18 protein-coding genes are annotated in these 16,672 nt (G+C 42.7%); 6 read left to right on the top strand and 12 right to left on the bottom strand.

The window, feature by feature from the left end:
* Nucleotides 1-26: 26 nt before the first annotated feature.
* Complete coding sequence (locus R8G66_09015) at nt 27-1,109, bottom strand: DJ-1/PfpI family protein (protein MDW3192494.1); 1,083 nt, start codon at nt 1,107-1,109, stop codon at nt 27-29.
* A 77-nt stretch (nt 1,110-1,186) separates the two neighbouring features.
* Here R8G66_09015 and R8G66_09010 point away from each other — a divergent pair, with 77 nt between their 5' ends.
* Nucleotides 1,187-2,176 carry a helix-turn-helix domain-containing protein gene (locus R8G66_09010; GenBank protein MDW3192493.1) on the top strand — a complete coding sequence of 330 codons (990 nt, stop codon included), beginning with the start codon at nt 1,187-1,189 and terminating at the stop codon, nt 2,174-2,176.
* A 102-nt stretch (nt 2,177-2,278) separates the two neighbouring features.
* On the opposite strand, the gene R8G66_09005 is transcribed toward R8G66_09010, so the two are convergent.
* The 5 genes from R8G66_09005 to R8G66_08985 form a co-directional block, all read right to left on the bottom strand.
* Complete coding sequence (locus R8G66_09005; protein MDW3192492.1) at nt 2,279-3,034, bottom strand: SDR family oxidoreductase; 756 nt, start codon at nt 3,032-3,034, stop codon at nt 2,279-2,281.
* An 84-nt stretch (nt 3,035-3,118) separates the two neighbouring features.
* Nucleotides 3,119-3,979 carry an AraC family transcriptional regulator gene (locus tag R8G66_09000; GenBank protein ID MDW3192491.1) on the bottom strand — a complete coding sequence of 287 codons (861 nt, stop codon included), beginning with the start codon at nt 3,977-3,979 and terminating at the stop codon, nt 3,119-3,121.
* Between the two features lie 8 nt (nt 3,980-3,987).
* Nucleotides 3,988-4,389: a hypothetical protein gene (locus tag R8G66_08995; protein MDW3192490.1), complete on the bottom strand. Its 402-nt coding sequence runs from the start codon at nt 4,387-4,389 to the stop codon at nt 3,988-3,990.
* A 39-nt stretch (nt 4,390-4,428) separates the two neighbouring features.
* On the bottom strand, nt 4,429-5,277 hold the full coding sequence (locus R8G66_08990; protein MDW3192489.1) for a M1 family aminopeptidase: 849 nt from the start codon (nt 5,275-5,277) through the stop codon (nt 4,429-4,431).
* Nucleotides 5,274-7,235 (bottom strand): carboxypeptidase-like regulatory domain-containing protein, encoded by a 1,962-nt coding sequence (locus R8G66_08985; protein MDW3192488.1) that lies wholly within the window; start codon nt 7,233-7,235, stop codon nt 5,274-5,276. The genes R8G66_08990 and R8G66_08985 overlap by 4 nt, the downstream gene beginning before the upstream one ends.
* A gap of 73 nt (nt 7,236-7,308) precedes the next feature.
* Here R8G66_08985 and R8G66_08980 point away from each other — a divergent pair, with 73 nt between their 5' ends.
* The 3 genes from R8G66_08980 (at nt 7,309) to R8G66_08970 (ending at nt 9,336) form a co-directional block, all read left to right on the top strand.
* Nucleotides 7,309-7,734: a thioesterase family protein gene (locus tag R8G66_08980; GenBank protein ID MDW3192487.1), complete on the top strand. Its 426-nt coding sequence runs from the start codon at nt 7,309-7,311 to the stop codon at nt 7,732-7,734.
* 114 nt (nt 7,735-7,848) lie between these two features.
* Nucleotides 7,849-8,859 carry a hypothetical protein gene (locus R8G66_08975; GenBank protein MDW3192486.1) on the top strand — a complete coding sequence of 337 codons (1,011 nt, stop codon included), beginning with the start codon at nt 7,849-7,851 and terminating at the stop codon, nt 8,857-8,859.
* 33 nt (nt 8,860-8,892) lie between these two features.
* Entirely contained in the window at nt 8,893-9,336 is a 444-nt protein-coding gene (locus R8G66_08970) for a hypothetical protein (GenBank protein MDW3192485.1), read from the top strand.
* A gap of 80 nt (nt 9,337-9,416) precedes the next feature.
* On the opposite strand, the gene R8G66_08965 is transcribed toward R8G66_08970, so the two are convergent.
* On the bottom strand, nt 9,417-10,409 hold the full coding sequence (locus R8G66_08965) for a helix-turn-helix domain-containing protein (GenBank protein MDW3192484.1): 993 nt from the start codon (nt 10,407-10,409) through the stop codon (nt 9,417-9,419).
* Nucleotides 10,410-10,534: 125 nt separating this feature from the next.
* On the opposite strand from R8G66_08965, the gene R8G66_08960 reads away from it, so the two are divergent.
* Nucleotides 10,535-10,918 (top strand): antibiotic biosynthesis monooxygenase, encoded by a 384-nt coding sequence (locus R8G66_08960; protein MDW3192483.1) that lies wholly within the window; start codon nt 10,535-10,537, stop codon nt 10,916-10,918.
* A 62-nt stretch (nt 10,919-10,980) separates the two neighbouring features.
* Here the strand turns inward: R8G66_08960 and R8G66_08955 are convergent, their stop codons facing one another.
* Nucleotides 10,981-11,154 carry a hypothetical protein gene (locus tag R8G66_08955; GenBank protein ID MDW3192482.1) on the bottom strand — a complete coding sequence of 58 codons (174 nt, stop codon included), beginning with the start codon at nt 11,152-11,154 and terminating at the stop codon, nt 10,981-10,983.
* Nucleotides 11,155-11,171: 17 nt separating this feature from the next.
* Nucleotides 11,172-11,423: a hypothetical protein gene (locus R8G66_08950; GenBank protein ID MDW3192481.1), complete on the bottom strand. Its 252-nt coding sequence runs from the start codon at nt 11,421-11,423 to the stop codon at nt 11,172-11,174.
* A gap of 238 nt (nt 11,424-11,661) precedes the next feature.
* Between R8G66_08950 and R8G66_08945 the strand changes: the two genes are divergently transcribed.
* Nucleotides 11,662-14,913: a P-loop NTPase fold protein gene (locus tag R8G66_08945; protein ID MDW3192480.1), complete on the top strand. Its 3,252-nt coding sequence runs from the start codon at nt 11,662-11,664 to the stop codon at nt 14,911-14,913.
* Nucleotides 14,914-14,924: 11 nt separating this feature from the next.
* Here R8G66_08945 and R8G66_08940 read toward each other — a convergent pair whose 3' ends face one another.
* From R8G66_08940 to R8G66_08930, 3 genes are read right to left on the bottom strand one after another with little or no spacing between them, the layout of a single operon-like run.
* The gene (locus tag R8G66_08940; GenBank protein ID MDW3192479.1) at nt 14,925-15,785 is read right to left on the bottom strand and encodes an RNA polymerase sigma factor; all 861 of its coding nucleotides are present in this window, start codon (nt 15,783-15,785) and stop codon (nt 14,925-14,927) included.
* Nucleotides 15,786-15,840: 55 nt separating this feature from the next.
* A complete protein-coding gene (locus tag R8G66_08935; GenBank protein MDW3192478.1) occupies nt 15,841-16,239 on the bottom strand; it encodes a DUF1761 domain-containing protein in 399 nt (132 codons plus the stop codon).
* Entirely contained in the window at nt 16,239-16,649 is a 411-nt protein-coding gene (locus tag R8G66_08930) for an SRPBCC family protein (GenBank protein MDW3192477.1), read from the bottom strand. The genes R8G66_08935 and R8G66_08930 overlap by 1 nt, the downstream gene beginning before the upstream one ends.
* Nucleotides 16,650-16,672: the final 23 nt, after the last annotated feature.

Here is a 16,672-nt window from a genome sequence, read left to right as displayed (position 1 = left end):
TTATTTCTGCTGATGATTGAAGGTGCTTAAGCTTTCTGCACCCGAAACTTGATGATCTTCTTAGCTGCTTCACCTTTTTCAATGTTGAAATTCGCTTCCCATTGTTGGCCTTTGACTTCATAAGTCCAGCCTTTACCAGATTTTGCCCAATCATACCCTTTTTCTGCCTGGAACTCGATGACTTTCATCAACTCGGATTCTGAAAGCTCCGTATCGACAGCCACTTCCATATACCATTCATTTTGATCTCCTTCGTATCGCAACCATTCCCGGTCAAATTGATTGATGAATTGTCCAAAGCCCTGCAGGTGCATATCTGCCAATGATGCCCGTACAAATCCTTTATCAGGACTCCAGTCATATTCCAAATGTGTGGCTATCCGTTGGGCGTTCCCTAACCCCTGATATTTGCTGACCAGATAGATGGCGGCATCAATGCCGGATGATAAACCGGCAGAAGTAAGGATCTTGCCATTGTCCGTCCATCGCACATCAGATAACACTTCCGCTTTAGGAGCTACTTGTGAGAGTCCCGGGATCAAAGGTGCAAAGGTGGTTGCTTGCTTGCCATCCAATAGCCCAGCAGCCCCCAGGTGATAAGCGCCATTACAAACAGACAAAATTTGCTCTTTCTCTGTGGCTTGTTGCTGCAGCCACTTTTGTATGTCCGTGTCATTGTGTTGAACATTACCTCCAGGCACCAGCAAAAAGTCGGCTTCTGGCACATCTTTAAAAGTATAGTGCGGCTTGACCTGCATGCCCATGGCCGTCTCCAGTAGTTCATCCGTTTTGGCCACGGTAAAAACATTCCAATTGGCCTGTCCAAAAACTTCCCAAGGTCCCGTATAATCAATAATCTGAACACCTGGGAATAGTAAAATGGCCACGGTCTTTCTTGGTGCATTGGTCACCTGGCCTCGGCTGGGCTTGTACTTCCTTTTGTATGCGGCAAACAATTCCATACCACAAGCCTCACAGTTGCCCGGCTTGTCATGAAAAACTTCATCTTGCCCACAACCACAAGGGCCACAAACAAAACCTACTTCAGCATTTTGTGCGTTGGACATAAAAACGATTACTAAAACGATAGTAGTAAGTGTAATTCTCATCTTGGTGAATTTTTGACTAATCAATAATACTTGGGTCTCCGATTGATCAACTACATTTATCCTAATAAGATAAATAAATGTCTGATTTAGATAATTATAAAGTATATGTTCTGCTCTTTTCCAAAGTACACGTCTTTGACTTTGCCGGAGCTGTTCAGGTGTTTTACGAGGCCAATACAATCGGTAAAAAGAAATTTGATATCATCTATGTCTCGACAAAGGATGACATTGAAACGGAACAGCACATTCACTTCTCCAGGCTGGAGTTGATAGATGACATCAGTCCCAAAAGAAGAGACATTATTTGTGTCCCCGGAGTAGACTTCAGGCAACTGGCCATTGGAATGCTCGATCAGGAACTGGCCTCCACCAGCGATTTTCTATGGGATCATCATCGTCAAGGAGGCACCATATTATCCATCTGTACGGGCTCCATCGTCCTGATGAACCTTGGACTTTTAAATGGCAAGAAAGCCAGTACGCATTGGAAGTGTTTCGACTGGGTCAAGACACAATTTCCATCGGTGCAACTACAAGAAGAAAGCTTGTATTCCGTTGATGCCAACATCTACACCAGTGCGGGTATGACTACTGGTATAGACATGACCCTGGCCTATCTGGAAGAGATTTTCGATCCGATCCTGGCAGCAGAAGTCGCGCGGGAACTGGTCATCAATGTCCGACGCGAAAACATTGGTTCACAAAAAAACACGTTCCTCAATTTCAAGAACAAATTTCACCCCGTGGTTTACAAAGTGCAACAGATTCTGCAATCGCGTATCAATGAAATTGTGACTGTTCATGAGTTGGCCACTGAGATGAACATGAGTGAACGTAACCTTAACCGATTATTCAAAGAACACGCCGGAATAGGCATTGCCGAGCACCGCAACAAGATCAAATTGCAAGAAGCCGAAAAGCTTCTACTTCATTCTGAAAAGACCGTCAAGGAAATCACTCAGGCATTAGGGTATGGTGAGCCGGCGTATTTCAATCGCATCTGGAAACAAAAGCATGGCGTCTCACCAGGTGTGTTTCGGAAATCAGTCAAAATCAAAAGTGCCTGAATAAAGGTTGCATAGAGAGCCTGGATGCTCCTTAAAAGTGGACATGTATGAAACTGAAGTCCCTGAAATGAACCAGGGACTCAAGGAATCGTAACTTTTGAACTAATTCCTGCCCGACATCACACCACCGTCAATATCCCAAATGGCCCCGGTTACCCAAGAACTTTCATCAGTCAATAGAAATTTGATGGTTTTGGCAATATCTTCTGGTCTACCCACTCTTCCTATAGGATGAAAATCATTGAATCCCTGTAAGGTCTCTTCGATCTTTTCTTCTTCAATGAATGCACCATAAATAGGCGTTACTACGACTGCAGGAGAAACCGCATTAACCCGAATATTATGCTCGGCCAACTCCATTGCCAGATGTTGCGTCAACGCATGCAAGCCTGCCTTTGCCATAGAATAAGCAGAGGAAGGCGTGGCTTTGATCGCTTGTTTCGCCCACATACTTCCAATGTTTACAATAGAGCCACCATCGTTACTTTTCATCACTTCTGCCGCGGCCTGCGTAATGAAGAAAAATGCCTTATTGAAACGGTGATAAATATCGTAATCCGCTTCTTCATGCTGCAAAAAAGCTTTGGGACTAAAGTATCCCGCTGCATTGACCAAATAAGTCAGGTTGGAAATTTGATTGGACAATGTGGCTGAGAATTGACGAACTGCCTCAAAGTCAAAAAGATCCAAAGCAATTGTATGTACCACGCCATGCTGGGAAAGCTCTGATTGACAGGACTCCAGCCCTGATTCTTCTTTCCCAATGATAAATACTTCGACTCCTTCTTTTACTAATAAGGCAGCTGTGGCTTTTCCCATTCCAGTAGAACCACCAATGATTAATGCTTGACTTTTCATCTTAATTTTCAATGATTATTATGAACAAGTCAAACGCTTGCCGCGCAGGTCAGGAATGGTAAAAAAAGGCTTTTGGATGGTAAATTACTGCAGTGCCCGCTGGAACGCTCTGGGAGTAACCCCTGTAACTTTTTTGAAATACTTCGTAAAGTAAGTTGCCTGTTCGAACCCTAATCGATAACCAATTTCCTTGACAGATAAAGATTGGTTCGAAAGCATTCTTTTGGCCTCTAACACCTTGAGATCTGTTATGATTTTAGCAGGAGTCTGATACAATACTTCCTTCGTTGCTTTGGTCAACACTTTTGTAGTAATGTTCAACCTTTCGGCAAATTCATCGATACTCCAAAAGTGTTCAATGTTATCAACGACTAATTTCTTAAACTTTGACGCAAGCATGAAAGCATCACTGAAGGTTTTATTTAGAGACAAAACGTCAAGTTTTCTTTCCAATATCACCATAATAGCCGCAAATAGGTGAAAGATAGCCTCAGCGTAAAACTTATCTTGTTTAGCTGCCTCTTCACGAATTAATCCCGTAAACCGATCCACCTTTTCTATCACTTCTTGATCCAGAATTACATAATGGGTAACCATCTCACTAAATAAAGTGAGCGACCACCTATCCAATAAGTCAGGATTTTGTTCAACGATGAAAATATCATTGAAATGGAATAGTATACCCTCATTAGGAGAATCCCGGCAAAAATGATGTACCTGATTCTTATTGATCATAAATACGGCGTTTGCCGGGTGCTCAACAACTTCATAATCTATGTAATGATTGCCCGCGGTTTTAAACCAGATCAATTGGTAATAGCTGTGTCGATGTGGTCTTGATGCTTTCTCCATTCTGGTGGCCAGATAGCTCTTGGCATCATAAACTTCGAAGTGAAGTTTAGCATGGGCGAAAGCGTGAAGGTGATATTGATTTAATTTGCTCACGTTGGCATTCATTTACCTGCATGTATCTTACCCTTTGCCACCAAGTAGTGATCCCAAACAATCGTCTCCGTCGCGAGGGCTTCAACCCATTCCCCTTCAAACCGAACACAATCCGTCCAGGTTCCATTCCAATGGATGCAAAGCAGACCACCTTCTGAAATTCGTATCCTACCCTGTAAAACATTGGGCTTATTGAGCCACATAAAAAGAGGATTTCTATTGGGGATGAGTTCAAAATCCTCATCCATGTATACTTCAAACTTTCTTGGATTGGTCCTTCTGAAATAGAGCCAGGAATTTGGTGCAGCTGCATCTTTTAATTGATCAGGATTGACATGCTGCCGTAGTAGCCGCTCAAACTGTAGTTTCCTCTTACTTTTCTGGTAGGTACAGGCCAATTGCAAGTTCATTGATTAAAGATAAACGAACTATCTCGTCGATCCTTGTTATCAATCATCAAGCGCTATTACCTGAATCAAATAGGCATCCATCAGCTGCTTTTTAAATTTTTGCCCCAGATCGATGGTTGTCTGTTGCCATTCGGCAGTCGCAATAATTTCCATTTCACCTATCCTTAATGGCATATCAAACCCATCAACAACATGTGTCCAACGATATGAAAAACCCATATCATTTTGCTTCATTTCCAATGTCGGAATTTGTGTAGTCTGGAGGTATTGTTCGAAGAAAGAAGATAAGTCCATTTCCAATTGCAATTCCATGAAGTTGATCAGGGTTTCTGTGTCAATGAAGCCATGTCTAAAATCTTCCTGGATGGCTTTCAACGTCTCAAACCATAACTCATCATCATCGACCATCTGCCGGAGGGTATTGATCATCAACGAACCTTTGGTGTACTTGTCTTCAATACGATAATGAAAATGATTTACATTCCTAATCCCCAGAACCGGATGATCATTTAATATCTCGCTCTTTCGGGAATTCAGGTACCGTTGCCCCATCTCATAGCCTAGTGTAGCTTCCAAATAAAGCGATTCCGCATAGGTTGCAAATGCTTCATGAATCCAAATGTCAGCATTGTCGGTAATACTTACATTGTTTCCCCACCATTCATGGGCTGTTTCATGCAGGATCAGAAAATCATCAAAGTATGGACCAACTGCCACACAACTTTGGTGCTCCATCGGATAAGGAGACTGTACCATTTTAAAGCCGTCTTCCTGAAATGGATAAGGTCCAAAATAGCGTTCATAGACTTCCAGCATTTTCGGAACCATTTCCAGGTTCTTTCTGGCTAACTCAGCATCCTGGGGTAGAAAGTAATGATCTACCTTCAAGGCTTCTCCTGTGACGGATTGAAAAGTGGAGTTCGTATTTTCATATAATCCCAGATGAACAGCAATGTCATAGGTATTGATGGGATTAGTCGTTTTCCAATGATATTGATTGGTGTTTGCAAGTACTTTTTTTTGACCAATTGGCCATTGGCTACTGCTACTAAATTCGAAGGGACGGTAACTTTGATGTCAATACTATCGGGTTCATCTGACAAGTGATTCTTGACCGGGAACCAGCCTTTGGCCCCATTACCCTGACATAGCGTTTGCGAAAATGGATTGCCCTCAATGTCCTGACTCCACATGAATCCGCCGGTCCATTGATCTCCAAAAGTGGTTTCTAAAGGATGCCCATTGTACCGTACTTTGATTGAATAATTACCTCGCGGCAACAACCCTTCCTCAATGGACACATAAACCGCATCAAGATCACGTCGGAAAGGTAACTGCTTCCCTTCTTTTGTAATTTCATCGATGGTCATGTGTTCCAACAGATCTAGTCTTATTTCATGGGTTCCTTTCAATACCTGAAAGCTCATGATTACCTCACCAGCTATGACTTCTTGTATAGGATCTATCTCAAGGTCCAATTCATAATGATGCACATCATAGCAGTCCAAATCCGGAGTAAGCGTTCCATATAAGGTATCGGCGCGTGTAAATATCCGCGCAGCATGATCGCCAATCTGCAAGGGTTGTTCCATGCTTTCTTCTTTCACAGTTGCTGCAGGATTGATTGTCATGTTTTGCATCGCATTTGCATGCTGACCTTTGTACAAAGTGACATCCAGGTCAATTTCACGTATGTCGTTGAAATGCTTCCAGAAGACCGAATCATAGGGCTCTTTCCGATTGATCAAGCCTTGTTTCTTACGTAGCTTGTCCTTTGCTGTGACCACCGGATTGTAGGTCACATGATTGACCAACAATTCTTTCTTTAGTTGGGCTGTGGCAATAATTGCCTCTTGCTGCGGATCAAAACAGCTAAAATCCATTCTTCGGAAAGAGTAGTAAGGAAATAGTTTTCCGTTGATTGATCGGTACTCATAAGACTGGTGATCATAAACAGCACCACACTCCTCACCTTTGCTATTCATTTTGCGCCAGGCATAGCTTTCATAGTCTGAGTCTTTTGCTTCCAGGATCAATTCATTCTTATAAACCGTAAAGTCATCTACATCTACATACAGTTGAAGTTTCCTTCGTTCATTTTCATTGGCCAGTACGTAGACCATGCGATCATTGTAATAGGTCAATTCCTTGATTTCAAGTGGCAATTTCCAGACCGAAGATTTATAGCGTCTGGCCAAAGGAATGAGGTTGATCCCGCCATTCAATAGCAACAGCAAATGATTGTGTCCTTCTTTGGTATCAATGAACTGGTCGGTGTTCTGTTTGCGATCATATACCTTTCGAAACTGGTTGATGGCTATGTCTTTGAATTTGGTGGTCACATCATCATCAAAGACACTGATGGCACATTCCAGCACACCCGTTGGAACACCTTCGCTTCTGTGTTGTTCTCTAAAAAAGCCGTCCATTCGGAAGTCTTGTTCGGGATAGCCTTTACCGGAATTGATCTTATCGATGGCTTTGCCGAAAATCTCCTGAGCAGACAACCGGTCAGTGGTTACCTGTATTACATCAAGGTCAATTGGCGCCTCTTCTAACTTGACCGTTATCTCTTCCGATAACTCACCAACAATCGCATAGTAATTCTTATAGCCGACATGACTGATCACCAGTGTATCGGATTGCATGGATTCAGGAATATTGATCTTAAACCTGCCTTCGAAATTCGCGACGGTACCAACCTCTTTTCCCTTTATAAATACGGAGCAAAAGGGTAATGGACTGCTCGTTGTACCGTCCCAAATTTGTCCTTCGATTACCAGGTATTGTTGGGCCTGTACCAACAAGGAGCATGATATACATAAAGCAACCAGGAAACCTTTCATTTCATCTTGTTTTTTGTACTATACACATGAACTGGCTTCGGGTTCAATGGATCTTTTATTTATTTTGAATTTTATGAATCAATCCATTCAGCTCTCGGATTTCCCATCCACATCCTGGGATAAGGTCAGGTATGCGGATACAGACCGACAGGGCCACGTCAACAATGCGGTCTTTGCTACCTATCTGGAAACAGGTCGGGTGAATATCATCTATGGTGATAACCTCAATCCTGAAGAAGCCGAGATCAGTTTTGTGATCGCTTCCTTGCAAATCGACTTCCGCGCAGAAATCCATTGGCCAGGGAAAGTTGAAATTGGAACGGGTATTACCAAAATTGGACGCACATCCCTGCAATTGTATCAGGGGATATTTCAAAATGGCCAACTGGTAGCTGAAGCTAAAACGGTGATTGTTCAGGTGAGCAATACTACCAAGAAGAGTTTACCCATTGAAGATCAATCCAGGGAAACTTTAGGAGCTTTTATGATGGAGAGCTGATGCGAGTCAAAGACTTACAGCTGTTTTAATGAAAATTGATGGTAGGTGATCATACGTCTGCGGTTGTTTATTATTTTAAACAAGTAATCAACCACGCCTCGATTCAAAATAACGATGATGAAGAAAACCCAATTTTTTCAGTGGCTATTGTTCAGCGGACTATGGCTGATCAGTTGTAAGAATGATGAGCAAATGATGCCTGAACCCGAAATCATCAATGACCGGATTGAGTTTCCAACACAGCAGATTCAAGGTGAAATAGGTCTGTTGGTAGACGGGTTCGTAGAACCAGGACCGGCAAGCCTTACGGGAAGAGGGGTAAATGACCGACGTGAAATCACTGCAGCTCCAGATTTTGAATTGTCTGGCAATTTTAGTGATCATACACGTAACGAGTTGATCGCCTTCCATTCGCAGTATGCACCTACTTTGATGACCAATGTTCCATGGTCGGAAGAGCAAGATATCATCCCAATCACGCTTAATGAAAGAATCAATCTTCCGGTTACTTTTTGGGTCATTGCAGAACCATTTGATGAGATGGAACAACTGATTATTGATGCGATAAACATTACCAATAGTATCTGGGCATCTGAAAAAGCTGGTCTTCGAATCGATGAAATACAGATCAATGACATGACCTCATCTGCTGATAGAGATCAGTTTCTGAACTATACCTGCGGCAATAACTTTCAATTGACCGAAAGGATTGGATTCGATCCAACTAACCTGAATGTCTACTATGTGGATGCGGTGGACTTTGGCACAGGCTCATTAACCAGTAACGGCGTGTTTTGCGGTAACAATATCATTGGGATGGGCCGCTCAACCACGGGCGGGCTACTTGCTCATGAATTCGGACATGCTATGGGCCTCGCGCATCCGGATCAGTTCGACCGGAATTTTGACAATACCAATGTCATGTTTAGTTCGAGTAGGTCCCGTGAATATCTTACTGAAGGTCAAACGTTTAGGCAACTCTACTCTCCAAGTTCATATGTCAGTATATCTGGCTTAAGAACGATCGGCGATTTTAGAATCTGTTCACATCAGGAAGAGAGCACGGGTGGATGTCCATCCATCCAAAAACGTATCTGGTCAGATGGTTCATTTTCAGCTAATTAAAAAATGCAGAGATTTTTCAAAAATTGGGTCATTATGGCCTTAATCCTTGCCCCGGGATTCATCCAGGCACAAGAACGGATCGATCAGGCAATAAATAGTTACTTGCTACAGGATTGTTATGAAAATCCACAGGACTTAACCGGATCACTGGTTGCTATAAAAGCAAATAAAAAGCAATACGTCGGTCAATTGCTGCATGTACTCGAACACGGCCCAGACGAAACATCGGAAGCCAAATTCATGGCAAGAATGAAACGTTTAAGCCGAAATGGCGACAAGGAAATTTGGGATGGAATAACAGAAAGAGCTTTACGCAATTTCAGAAATGGTATAAAAAACAGAGCACTGGTGGCCATCGTCCATATTGACGATCCTCAAACAGCCACACAACTGAGAACTATTCTGCAGAAGAGCGAAGACCCTCCATTCATGAAGAGAATGATCGAAGAAGCGATTAAGAAGCTTCAGACGGAATGATGATTGGTATGTCATTCAAGTCCATTCTTCTTTGGAATTCCCAAGTATCGACCCTCTTAACTTCTTTATTTAAAAGGAGGTCATGCGTACGCCATTTCCCGGTTGTATTTATTTCGGTATTCCAGTGGAGTCAGGCCTGCGTAGCGCTTGAATATGGTACGGAAAGTCTTATCGTCATTGTAGCCGCAGTGATACATTACCTGATGTACATTCATCGTGGATGATTCCAATTGTTTCTTTGCTACTTCTATTCGCACTCGCTGCACATATTCAATCGGCGTATTGCTGGTAGCTTTCTTAAACCTTCGCACAAAATTTCTGGAACTGGTAGCCATCTTTGCTGCAAGTTCTTCGATACTCAGCTTTTCTGAGTAGTGTTTTTCTATAAACTCCTGAATGGCAATGATCTCTTCATCCGCATGCTCTTTCTGACCATTGAATATAACAAATTGATTTTGATCCAGCCGATCAAACTCGATCTCTGAAACTTTAGCACACCAAATGGCTGTTTCGCGACCATAGTATTTTTCGATCAGGTACAGCAACAAGTTTAAAAAAGAGTAGGCTCCCCCACTGGAGTAAATCCCATTGTCTTCACTGATGATCTTTTCCGGAATCAGATTGACTTGTGGGAAGCGTTGTTTAAACGTATCATGCGTCAACCAATGCGTGGCGCAGGACTTTCCATTCATCAGGCCAGTTTCTGCCAGTAAAAAGGCTCCCCGACATAAACTTGCGATCTCACAATGGTGCTTGATTCGCTGTTCTTTCATCCAACCAACAAAAGGCCGATTGAGTTCTATTTGCTCATCCATGTTGCCAACAATACCTGCGACAATGATCAGACTAGTCTTCTGCACCTGATCAATCGTTTTAGTAGGTTGAACTGCAAATACGCGATTGTAAGAAACTGTGTCTTTAGACAAGCCTACCAGATCAATATCAAAAAGATTTTCAGAGGAAAACCCCTGTTTTCGGTAATAGTTATTGGCCATCTGAAAAAGATTCATTGATCCAATAATCGTATCGACAATGGCCAGGCCTCTTGGAACTAGAATACTGAGATGCTGCATTATATCTACAAAAGTAAATGATTTATTTGTCCGAATCAACCCTTATAAGTGTCGTAAAATACACCTCTTATGGGTGCTTTTAGGACATACTTTTGTTTCATAATCAATTCGTAAAAAACAAGATCATGAATAATCAAGCAATCACAGTCGTTTACAAATGGACCGCAAAACCCGGGCACGCAACAGCCTTGAAAGCCACGTATCATGAAGTGACGAACCAAATGCAGGCCAATGAACCTGATGCCCTGCAAGTGGCATGTTACTTTGAAGAGGCTACAGATACCCTGGTGGTATACGACTTATTCAAAGATGGAGCGGCATTAGGATTTCACCTAAGTACTACGGCAGCAGGACACTTTCCCGCTTTACTGGAAATCGCAGTTCCCGGACCATTCCTTTTCTGTGGTGACGTGCCAGAGCAGTTACAACAAGCCGCTAAAGGCATGGGACTAGACGCCACCTTTGCACCCAGGGTCTTTGGTTTTGATAGAGCGTTGGTCGAGGCATGAGTGAGCTAACTATTCCCTTTGCTTTCGACACGGTCGTTGAAAGTAGAGGGAATTCATTTTTGCTACTGTTCCTCCCTCATAAAAAATAACCAGGTCCCATAAACAGGCAACACGCATGCTTCTACATTAGGATCATTCAAATCACAAGGGTTGTAACTAGTCCATGGTAACCCTCGAGCCAAAGTCATGGTTTCCTCATCGTAAGTGACTACAGTCACATTCGAGGTATCATTCATTACGAAAGATAACAGCCCTACTGCTTTCTCTTCAATACTCCATACGCCTTCAGGATGCCAAACCAAATGACCCGGTGAATTTGGGTGCCTCCCTCCTCACTTTCTTGCTCAAAGGTGATCACTACTTGTTGCCATTCCTCAAGTAAAGTACCTTCAAGCGTTACCGATTCCATGGCCCAACTTCCTATGAAGGTTTCCAATTCCGGTGCAACGACACGACCATCCTCCTTACATCCAATAATGGAAGTTGTTACGATCAGGGTTAGCAAAACAGGAAATGCTGTTTTAAGTCTTTTGATACACTTTAGCTTTTGATTTGTCTTTGATCAAAGATAGCCGTTTTTAACGAGGTTCAATACTTTAGAAGTACCAATGAAGGCTCAACGAGATAGCTAATTCCAAGTAACCTTTTTTACGTGATGAAGCACCGTGAGACCAATCACTCAAAAGAATTCTATTTTCAAACATTACAATTAAAGGTCTATATTAGAAGGCAACCTAACTACTATGTCTTCAATCTTCTTCGAACTCAAATTGGGGAAACCTTCGTCCAGGAATACCCTGGTTTCGATCATTTTGGGCAGTGCTGATGGAAAAATCATCCTGGGGCGATCCCCCAAGACTGAACAATTTGACTTGCAATTCAAGCGTGAAACGCATCGATTTGGAGACGTTATTACCCTATTGGATGGTGATTCAATACCCGTAAAAAGCAAATCGTATTTACCTGAACCGGCAAAAGGGGTGATCGTATTGATCACAGAACCTATTCCCAGCCACGACGAAAAAGGGTCAGGCATAGACATCAAATCGGTTGTCAATAACATGGGTGGTCAGCTCGCCAATATTCAAAACACATACAACATCCCATTGATCGAACTCCCATTATTCAAGATTTCTGGGCTGACAGACAAAGAAGTCTTCACCGCTTTATTGAAGGGGTATGAAATCAATGACCCTGAAAAGAAAATGGACATCTTCGTGGAGTCCAGAAGAACCAAAGAATTGCTAAAACGAGTAGATCTTGATCTATATGATAGTAATGGGAATTTCACTAATCAAAAAGTCCAGAATCAGGTCCAAATCCAGATGGTTGCTGATCGCCCTATTGACGATGTAAGTAATGATAAATTAGACTTCAAGACCTTTAGTAACGCACTGGCTGGCATCATCGACAGTCCGAATACCACCACTCCCTTAACCCTGGTCATCAATGCTCCCTGGGGTGCTGGAAAATCTTCTTTGGGGAATCTGATTCGTCGCCAGGTAGAAGCGATGCCGGCCAAGAGTCTGTCTAAACATCGTACAATCTGGTTCAACGCCTGGCAGCATGACGATTCCGAACACATCAAAACGGCTTTCACGGCATTTATCGCACGTGAACTCGATCAATACCGACGTTGGTGGCACAAATTATGGGATCCGCTACCTGTTCACCTCACTGCACCTTCCGATAGATTCGCCAGGAGGATAAGAAACGTCAGTCTATACGGTGTGCTTACCCTTTTGTTATTCGGGTTGTTCAAGTTGGTCGAAGATCTACCTGAAATACAGACCATTCTGAAAGGTCTTCCGCCCGAATTGGCTGACTATAAGGGAATTGCAGTTGGTGGCACTGGGGCGCTGGTCATTAAAATATTCCAGTACCTATTTCAATTCACATCGACGCTTAAGTCATATCTCAAAGACCCTATCGCCGAAGCGCAAGCTGGGAAAGTGGAAGTGGTCCGTAATCAGCTCAAGGGTTTGATCAATCAGGCTTTACCAAAAGACCTCAAGCTGGTGATTTTTGTCGATGACCTGGAAAGGTGCCGCGATACAGGTCCGGTAGAATTAATGGAAGCCATCAACCAGTTGTTGAATATTCCGAATGTGATCATCGTCATCATGGCGGATATCCAAACCGTAGCCGCTTCCGCTGATATCAAGTATGAGGAATTTGCAAAACGATACAATCCGGCAAAAGCGCAGTTTGGTCCCTCTACAGATACCGACGGAGAAAATAACAATGGCTTTGGCCGGCTGTACATTCAAAAAATCATTCAACTTCAATTTGACTTACCCCTCTATAACCCTAAACATATTCGTCCATTGGTTGAAAACCAGGAGGCAAAAACAGCGGACGAATTGACCAAACTCCCGGAGAACGCTAATGAAGAAAATATACCGTTCCAGAAGCGTATTTTTCGTGCTTTCACGAAATTCATTAAGACACAATACACTCAATTTGAAGCCATTCTGGGCTCGACCATCGAAGAACGCATGGTCTCCTTCAAAGAAGTGTCGGGTAGCGAGCAGATCAGCGTCGCACTAAAACCATTGTACCTGATCCTATGGATCGGCATGTTCCCGATCATACTGATCAGTCGCATCTTTAAAGGGTTCTATAGAGATTACTGGAACATCAATCTGGACACTTTTCACGCCCCTGGGCTGAAACGCATCAATGCTTTTCTCATTTTGCTATTTATCATTTCCTCATTCGTGATGTACGGGTTGCTTGCACACAATTCATGGATGGATCTACGGTATCAAAATCAGTTCAATCCACAGCACATCGAAGCTTACCTGGATACTCTCCAGATATCTGAGAATCTAAAGGAAGCATGGCAAATGGAGATTAATTACGAAATTTTTGGTCCTAAAGAAAATCAAGATTCTTCTAAGTTATTTACCATAGAACCGAGTGATTCCACTTTTTCATACGCCGATAGAGTTACCTGGAAGTATCTATGGATGAGAAAAGATGAATTTGCGAATGTATCAATTAGCTTAGCGATGGGGATAGCAGATCAAACAGCTGAACTGGATGAACTTTTTGTAGGTGGCTGGTTGTCTAGTTTATTCAATCGAGATATAATTCCTCACGAACAAAGGCTTACGGAAGATTCTGTCTTTGTCAATAAGATAGACTCACTCTATGGTGCATTCGCATTGTTGGATTCAATAGGGACTTTTCCTCCTATTAAAACACAAACATTCGAAGCAACAAACTTGTATGTCAATCGGTACATTTATGAGGTCTACCGGAATGCCACGGAGGGTTATCGAACTATTTCAATTGAGTTAACCCTCTTGTTCCTCTTGGTTGTGATCGTTTATCAACTTCTGACGATTACCTGGGTTTCTGTCACTCATGAAGATGAGTTGAGTTCATATTCCGGTCAGGTGAATGATAAAATGAAAAAGAATCAGTCGCACTACCTTGATGATGACAACTCCAATCTGAACACCCTGGAAATCGAGAACATCAGGCGGACGGAGGCTTATGCCAATATTGAGCAAAATGACAGCCGGTTCCATATTGCGATCAAACACACTTTGGACATACTCAAATTAGTCTTACCTCGAAATGTCAAACGGGTGAGTAATAAGCTTAGACTACTCTTCAACATTGCCTACGAACGAAAGATCCTGGACAAACTAGATCCGATCTATTTCAGTAAGTGGGTAGCACTTCAGGAAGCCTATCCGGAATTGGTCTCCTACATTTCCAGAAGCATCGAGGAAATGGAATCAATCGAGCAACTATGTTTAGCTGTATTGGAGGAAGAGGAAAGCAATGCAGCCATGGAATCCGATGAAGTTCACTTACGTACCGTACGTACCAAATTCAATAAGTTCTTTGGCAAAATCCAACCTTCCTATTACAATGACCTGAATATTGCTCACGTCATCACCTACACAGACCCTGAAGATCAGGATACGACTTATCACTTGTCAGACAAAATCAATCTGCTGGTGTATTTTCAGGAGTGATAGAAAGGGCGCTAATTCAGCCCAAAACTCTCCTTGATGTCGGATGAGGTCAGGAGTTCTTTTAGAAAAAGGTCTTCATTAGGTGTCTGCTGGTAATTATGAGCTTTGTACAATCGCTTATAGGCTGTCATGCCTTTGTTTTCAAACGCATCTAGTTTGGATGGTGCTATGTCTTCAATTTTGCTAATCACCTCTCTCTGAAATTGCAAATTTTTAGGATCAACATATCCTTTTTGAATAAATCCAGTAGTCTTTCGAGCACACCTGCAAGGATTGGTCTTGTTGATTAAGCCACACTTTTCGTTCATGAAATTATAGAGCTGTTCCCTGGTTCGGCTCAGCTGCTTTCTAAAATTGGCTGCAGTAACACCCATCACTTCTGCAGCTTCCGCAGAAGGTGTTTCAAATAGTTCTCCCAATACATAAACCAATCGTTGCTCGGGTGTCAGGCAAAGCAACATGGCTTTCATGCAACTTAATTTTGCTTCCTCAACTAACAATTCCTTATCTATGTCAAAGGTATCGGTCAACTCCTTATCTCTGGTCGCGTCAAGGCCCTGTGCGTACTCCTCCCAGGGAATCACCTGACTGGATTGTCCTTTCCTTTTGGTATTTAAAAAGTGGTTTTTGATGATCCGGTACAACCATGTCCGAAATTGACTTTTCCTTTCAAACCTGGACAGGTTGGTCACCATTTTGATCAGCACCTCCTGCATCAGGTCCGCAGCTTCATTGGCATCTGCGGTCAGGTTCAGGGCTACATTAAATATCCAGGTTTGGTGTCTCTTAATCAGTATTTCTAATGATTTTCTATTCCCGGATAGAGCCTCCTGAATAAGCACCTGATCCGAACGTTCTTGTTGTTTATCCATGTCATTTATATAAGGTAAGAAGTGCATGATCTCAGACCATACACTTCATTGGTCTTTATTTCTGAAAATGTCCGATAATCAATCCTGAGCTTAAAGCTACCAACGTGAAATACGGCATGTTGACAGCAAATAGCAAGAACCTGCCGGCAAAAAGCCATGGACCGATGATTACCTGCAACAAGAAAGCCACCGTAATAATTGCCCCGATCTTCAGTCCTGCAATTGCTCCTTTTTGGCGGGTTGCAATCAGGAAGTAAGCCAGCCCATAATTGGCAATCCATCCCACCAAGAAGGCGGTAAAAGAGGCCCAACCCGGAGGAGTCGTTGGATTGATCACTTCTGCACCTATGGCCCATGTTTCACCAAAAAGAGGGCCGTACCAAATGAAAGCCAATACAAACCCCAGTAAACTTGCTCCAAGCACTGAAGGATGATGAATTTGTCTCAGCACCATCAAGCTTCCAGAATTTTCTTTAATAATTGCAGCTCTTCTGCTAACTGTTTCTTTTGTGCTTCCAAAGTCCCTTCGATCTCTTCCAGAGGAACAGGGGGTGCCATCAATACAAAAGAAAAAATGCTTGTTTGCCCCTTGTCATTAGGGATAACCCGAGAATACGCCATCCCAACACTATTATCAGGCATGGTCATCGTCGTATCTACGGTACCCAGGGCTGGATTGCTTTCCATTGTCATTCCCACTTTCATCTTTCCGGCAGGCGTTTCCATGAACGCCGTTTTACCATCTACTTCAGAAAAACCTAATGCCCATTTAGGAACATTGGTCGGCTCAGCAATGAATTGAAAGACCTTGTCCGGATGTGCGTTGATCCCGATGCTTTGAACGTCAAAATTGTTAGTTTCCATGTGTCAATTAATTTTTGATTTAT

The organism is Cytophagales bacterium (assembly GCA_033344775.1).
Taxonomy (GTDB): domain Bacteria; phylum Bacteroidota; class Bacteroidia; order Cytophagales; family Cyclobacteriaceae; genus JAWPMT01.
This window is presented reverse-complemented; position numbering and strand designations above follow the sequence as displayed.

Excerpts from the sequence above, each read along its gene's own strand:
- R8G66_09015 (MDW3192494.1), bottom strand. The coding sequence starts at position 1,109 with ATGAGAATTACACTTACTACTATCGTTTTAGTAATCGTTTTTATGTCC.
- R8G66_09010 (MDW3192493.1), top strand. The coding sequence starts at position 1,187 with ATGTCTGATTTAGATAATTATAAAGTATATGTTCTGCTCTTTTCCAAA.
- R8G66_09005 (MDW3192492.1), bottom strand. The coding sequence starts at position 3,034 with ATGAAAAGTCAAGCATTAATCATTGGTGGTTCTACTGGAATGGGAAAA.
- R8G66_08995 (MDW3192490.1), bottom strand. The coding sequence starts at position 4,389 with ATGAACTTGCAATTGGCCTGTACCTACCAGAAAAGTAAGAGGAAACTA.
- R8G66_08985 (MDW3192488.1), bottom strand. The coding sequence starts at position 7,235 with ATGAAAGGTTTCCTGGTTGCTTTATGTATATCATGCTCCTTGTTGGTA.
- R8G66_08980 (MDW3192487.1), top strand. The coding sequence starts at position 7,309 with ATGAATCAATCCATTCAGCTCTCGGATTTCCCATCCACATCCTGGGAT.
- R8G66_08975 (MDW3192486.1), top strand. The coding sequence starts at position 7,849 with ATGATGAAGAAAACCCAATTTTTTCAGTGGCTATTGTTCAGCGGACTA.
- R8G66_08970 (MDW3192485.1), top strand. The coding sequence starts at position 8,893 with ATGGCCTTAATCCTTGCCCCGGGATTCATCCAGGCACAAGAACGGATC.
- R8G66_08965 (MDW3192484.1), bottom strand. The coding sequence starts at position 10,409 with ATGCAGCATCTCAGTATTCTAGTTCCAAGAGGCCTGGCCATTGTCGAT.
- R8G66_08960 (MDW3192483.1), top strand. The coding sequence starts at position 10,535 with ATGAATAATCAAGCAATCACAGTCGTTTACAAATGGACCGCAAAACCC.
- R8G66_08955 (MDW3192482.1), bottom strand. The coding sequence starts at position 11,154 with ATGAATGATACCTCGAATGTGACTGTAGTCACTTACGATGAGGAAACC.
- R8G66_08945 (MDW3192480.1), top strand. The coding sequence starts at position 11,662 with ATGTCTTCAATCTTCTTCGAACTCAAATTGGGGAAACCTTCGTCCAGG.
- R8G66_08940 (MDW3192479.1), bottom strand. The coding sequence starts at position 15,785 with ATGGATAAACAACAAGAACGTTCGGATCAGGTGCTTATTCAGGAGGCT.
- R8G66_08935 (MDW3192478.1), bottom strand. The coding sequence starts at position 16,239 with ATGGTGCTGAGACAAATTCATCATCCTTCAGTGCTTGGAGCAAGTTTA.
- R8G66_08930 (MDW3192477.1), bottom strand. The coding sequence starts at position 16,649 with ATGGAAACTAACAATTTTGACGTTCAAAGCATCGGGATCAACGCACAT.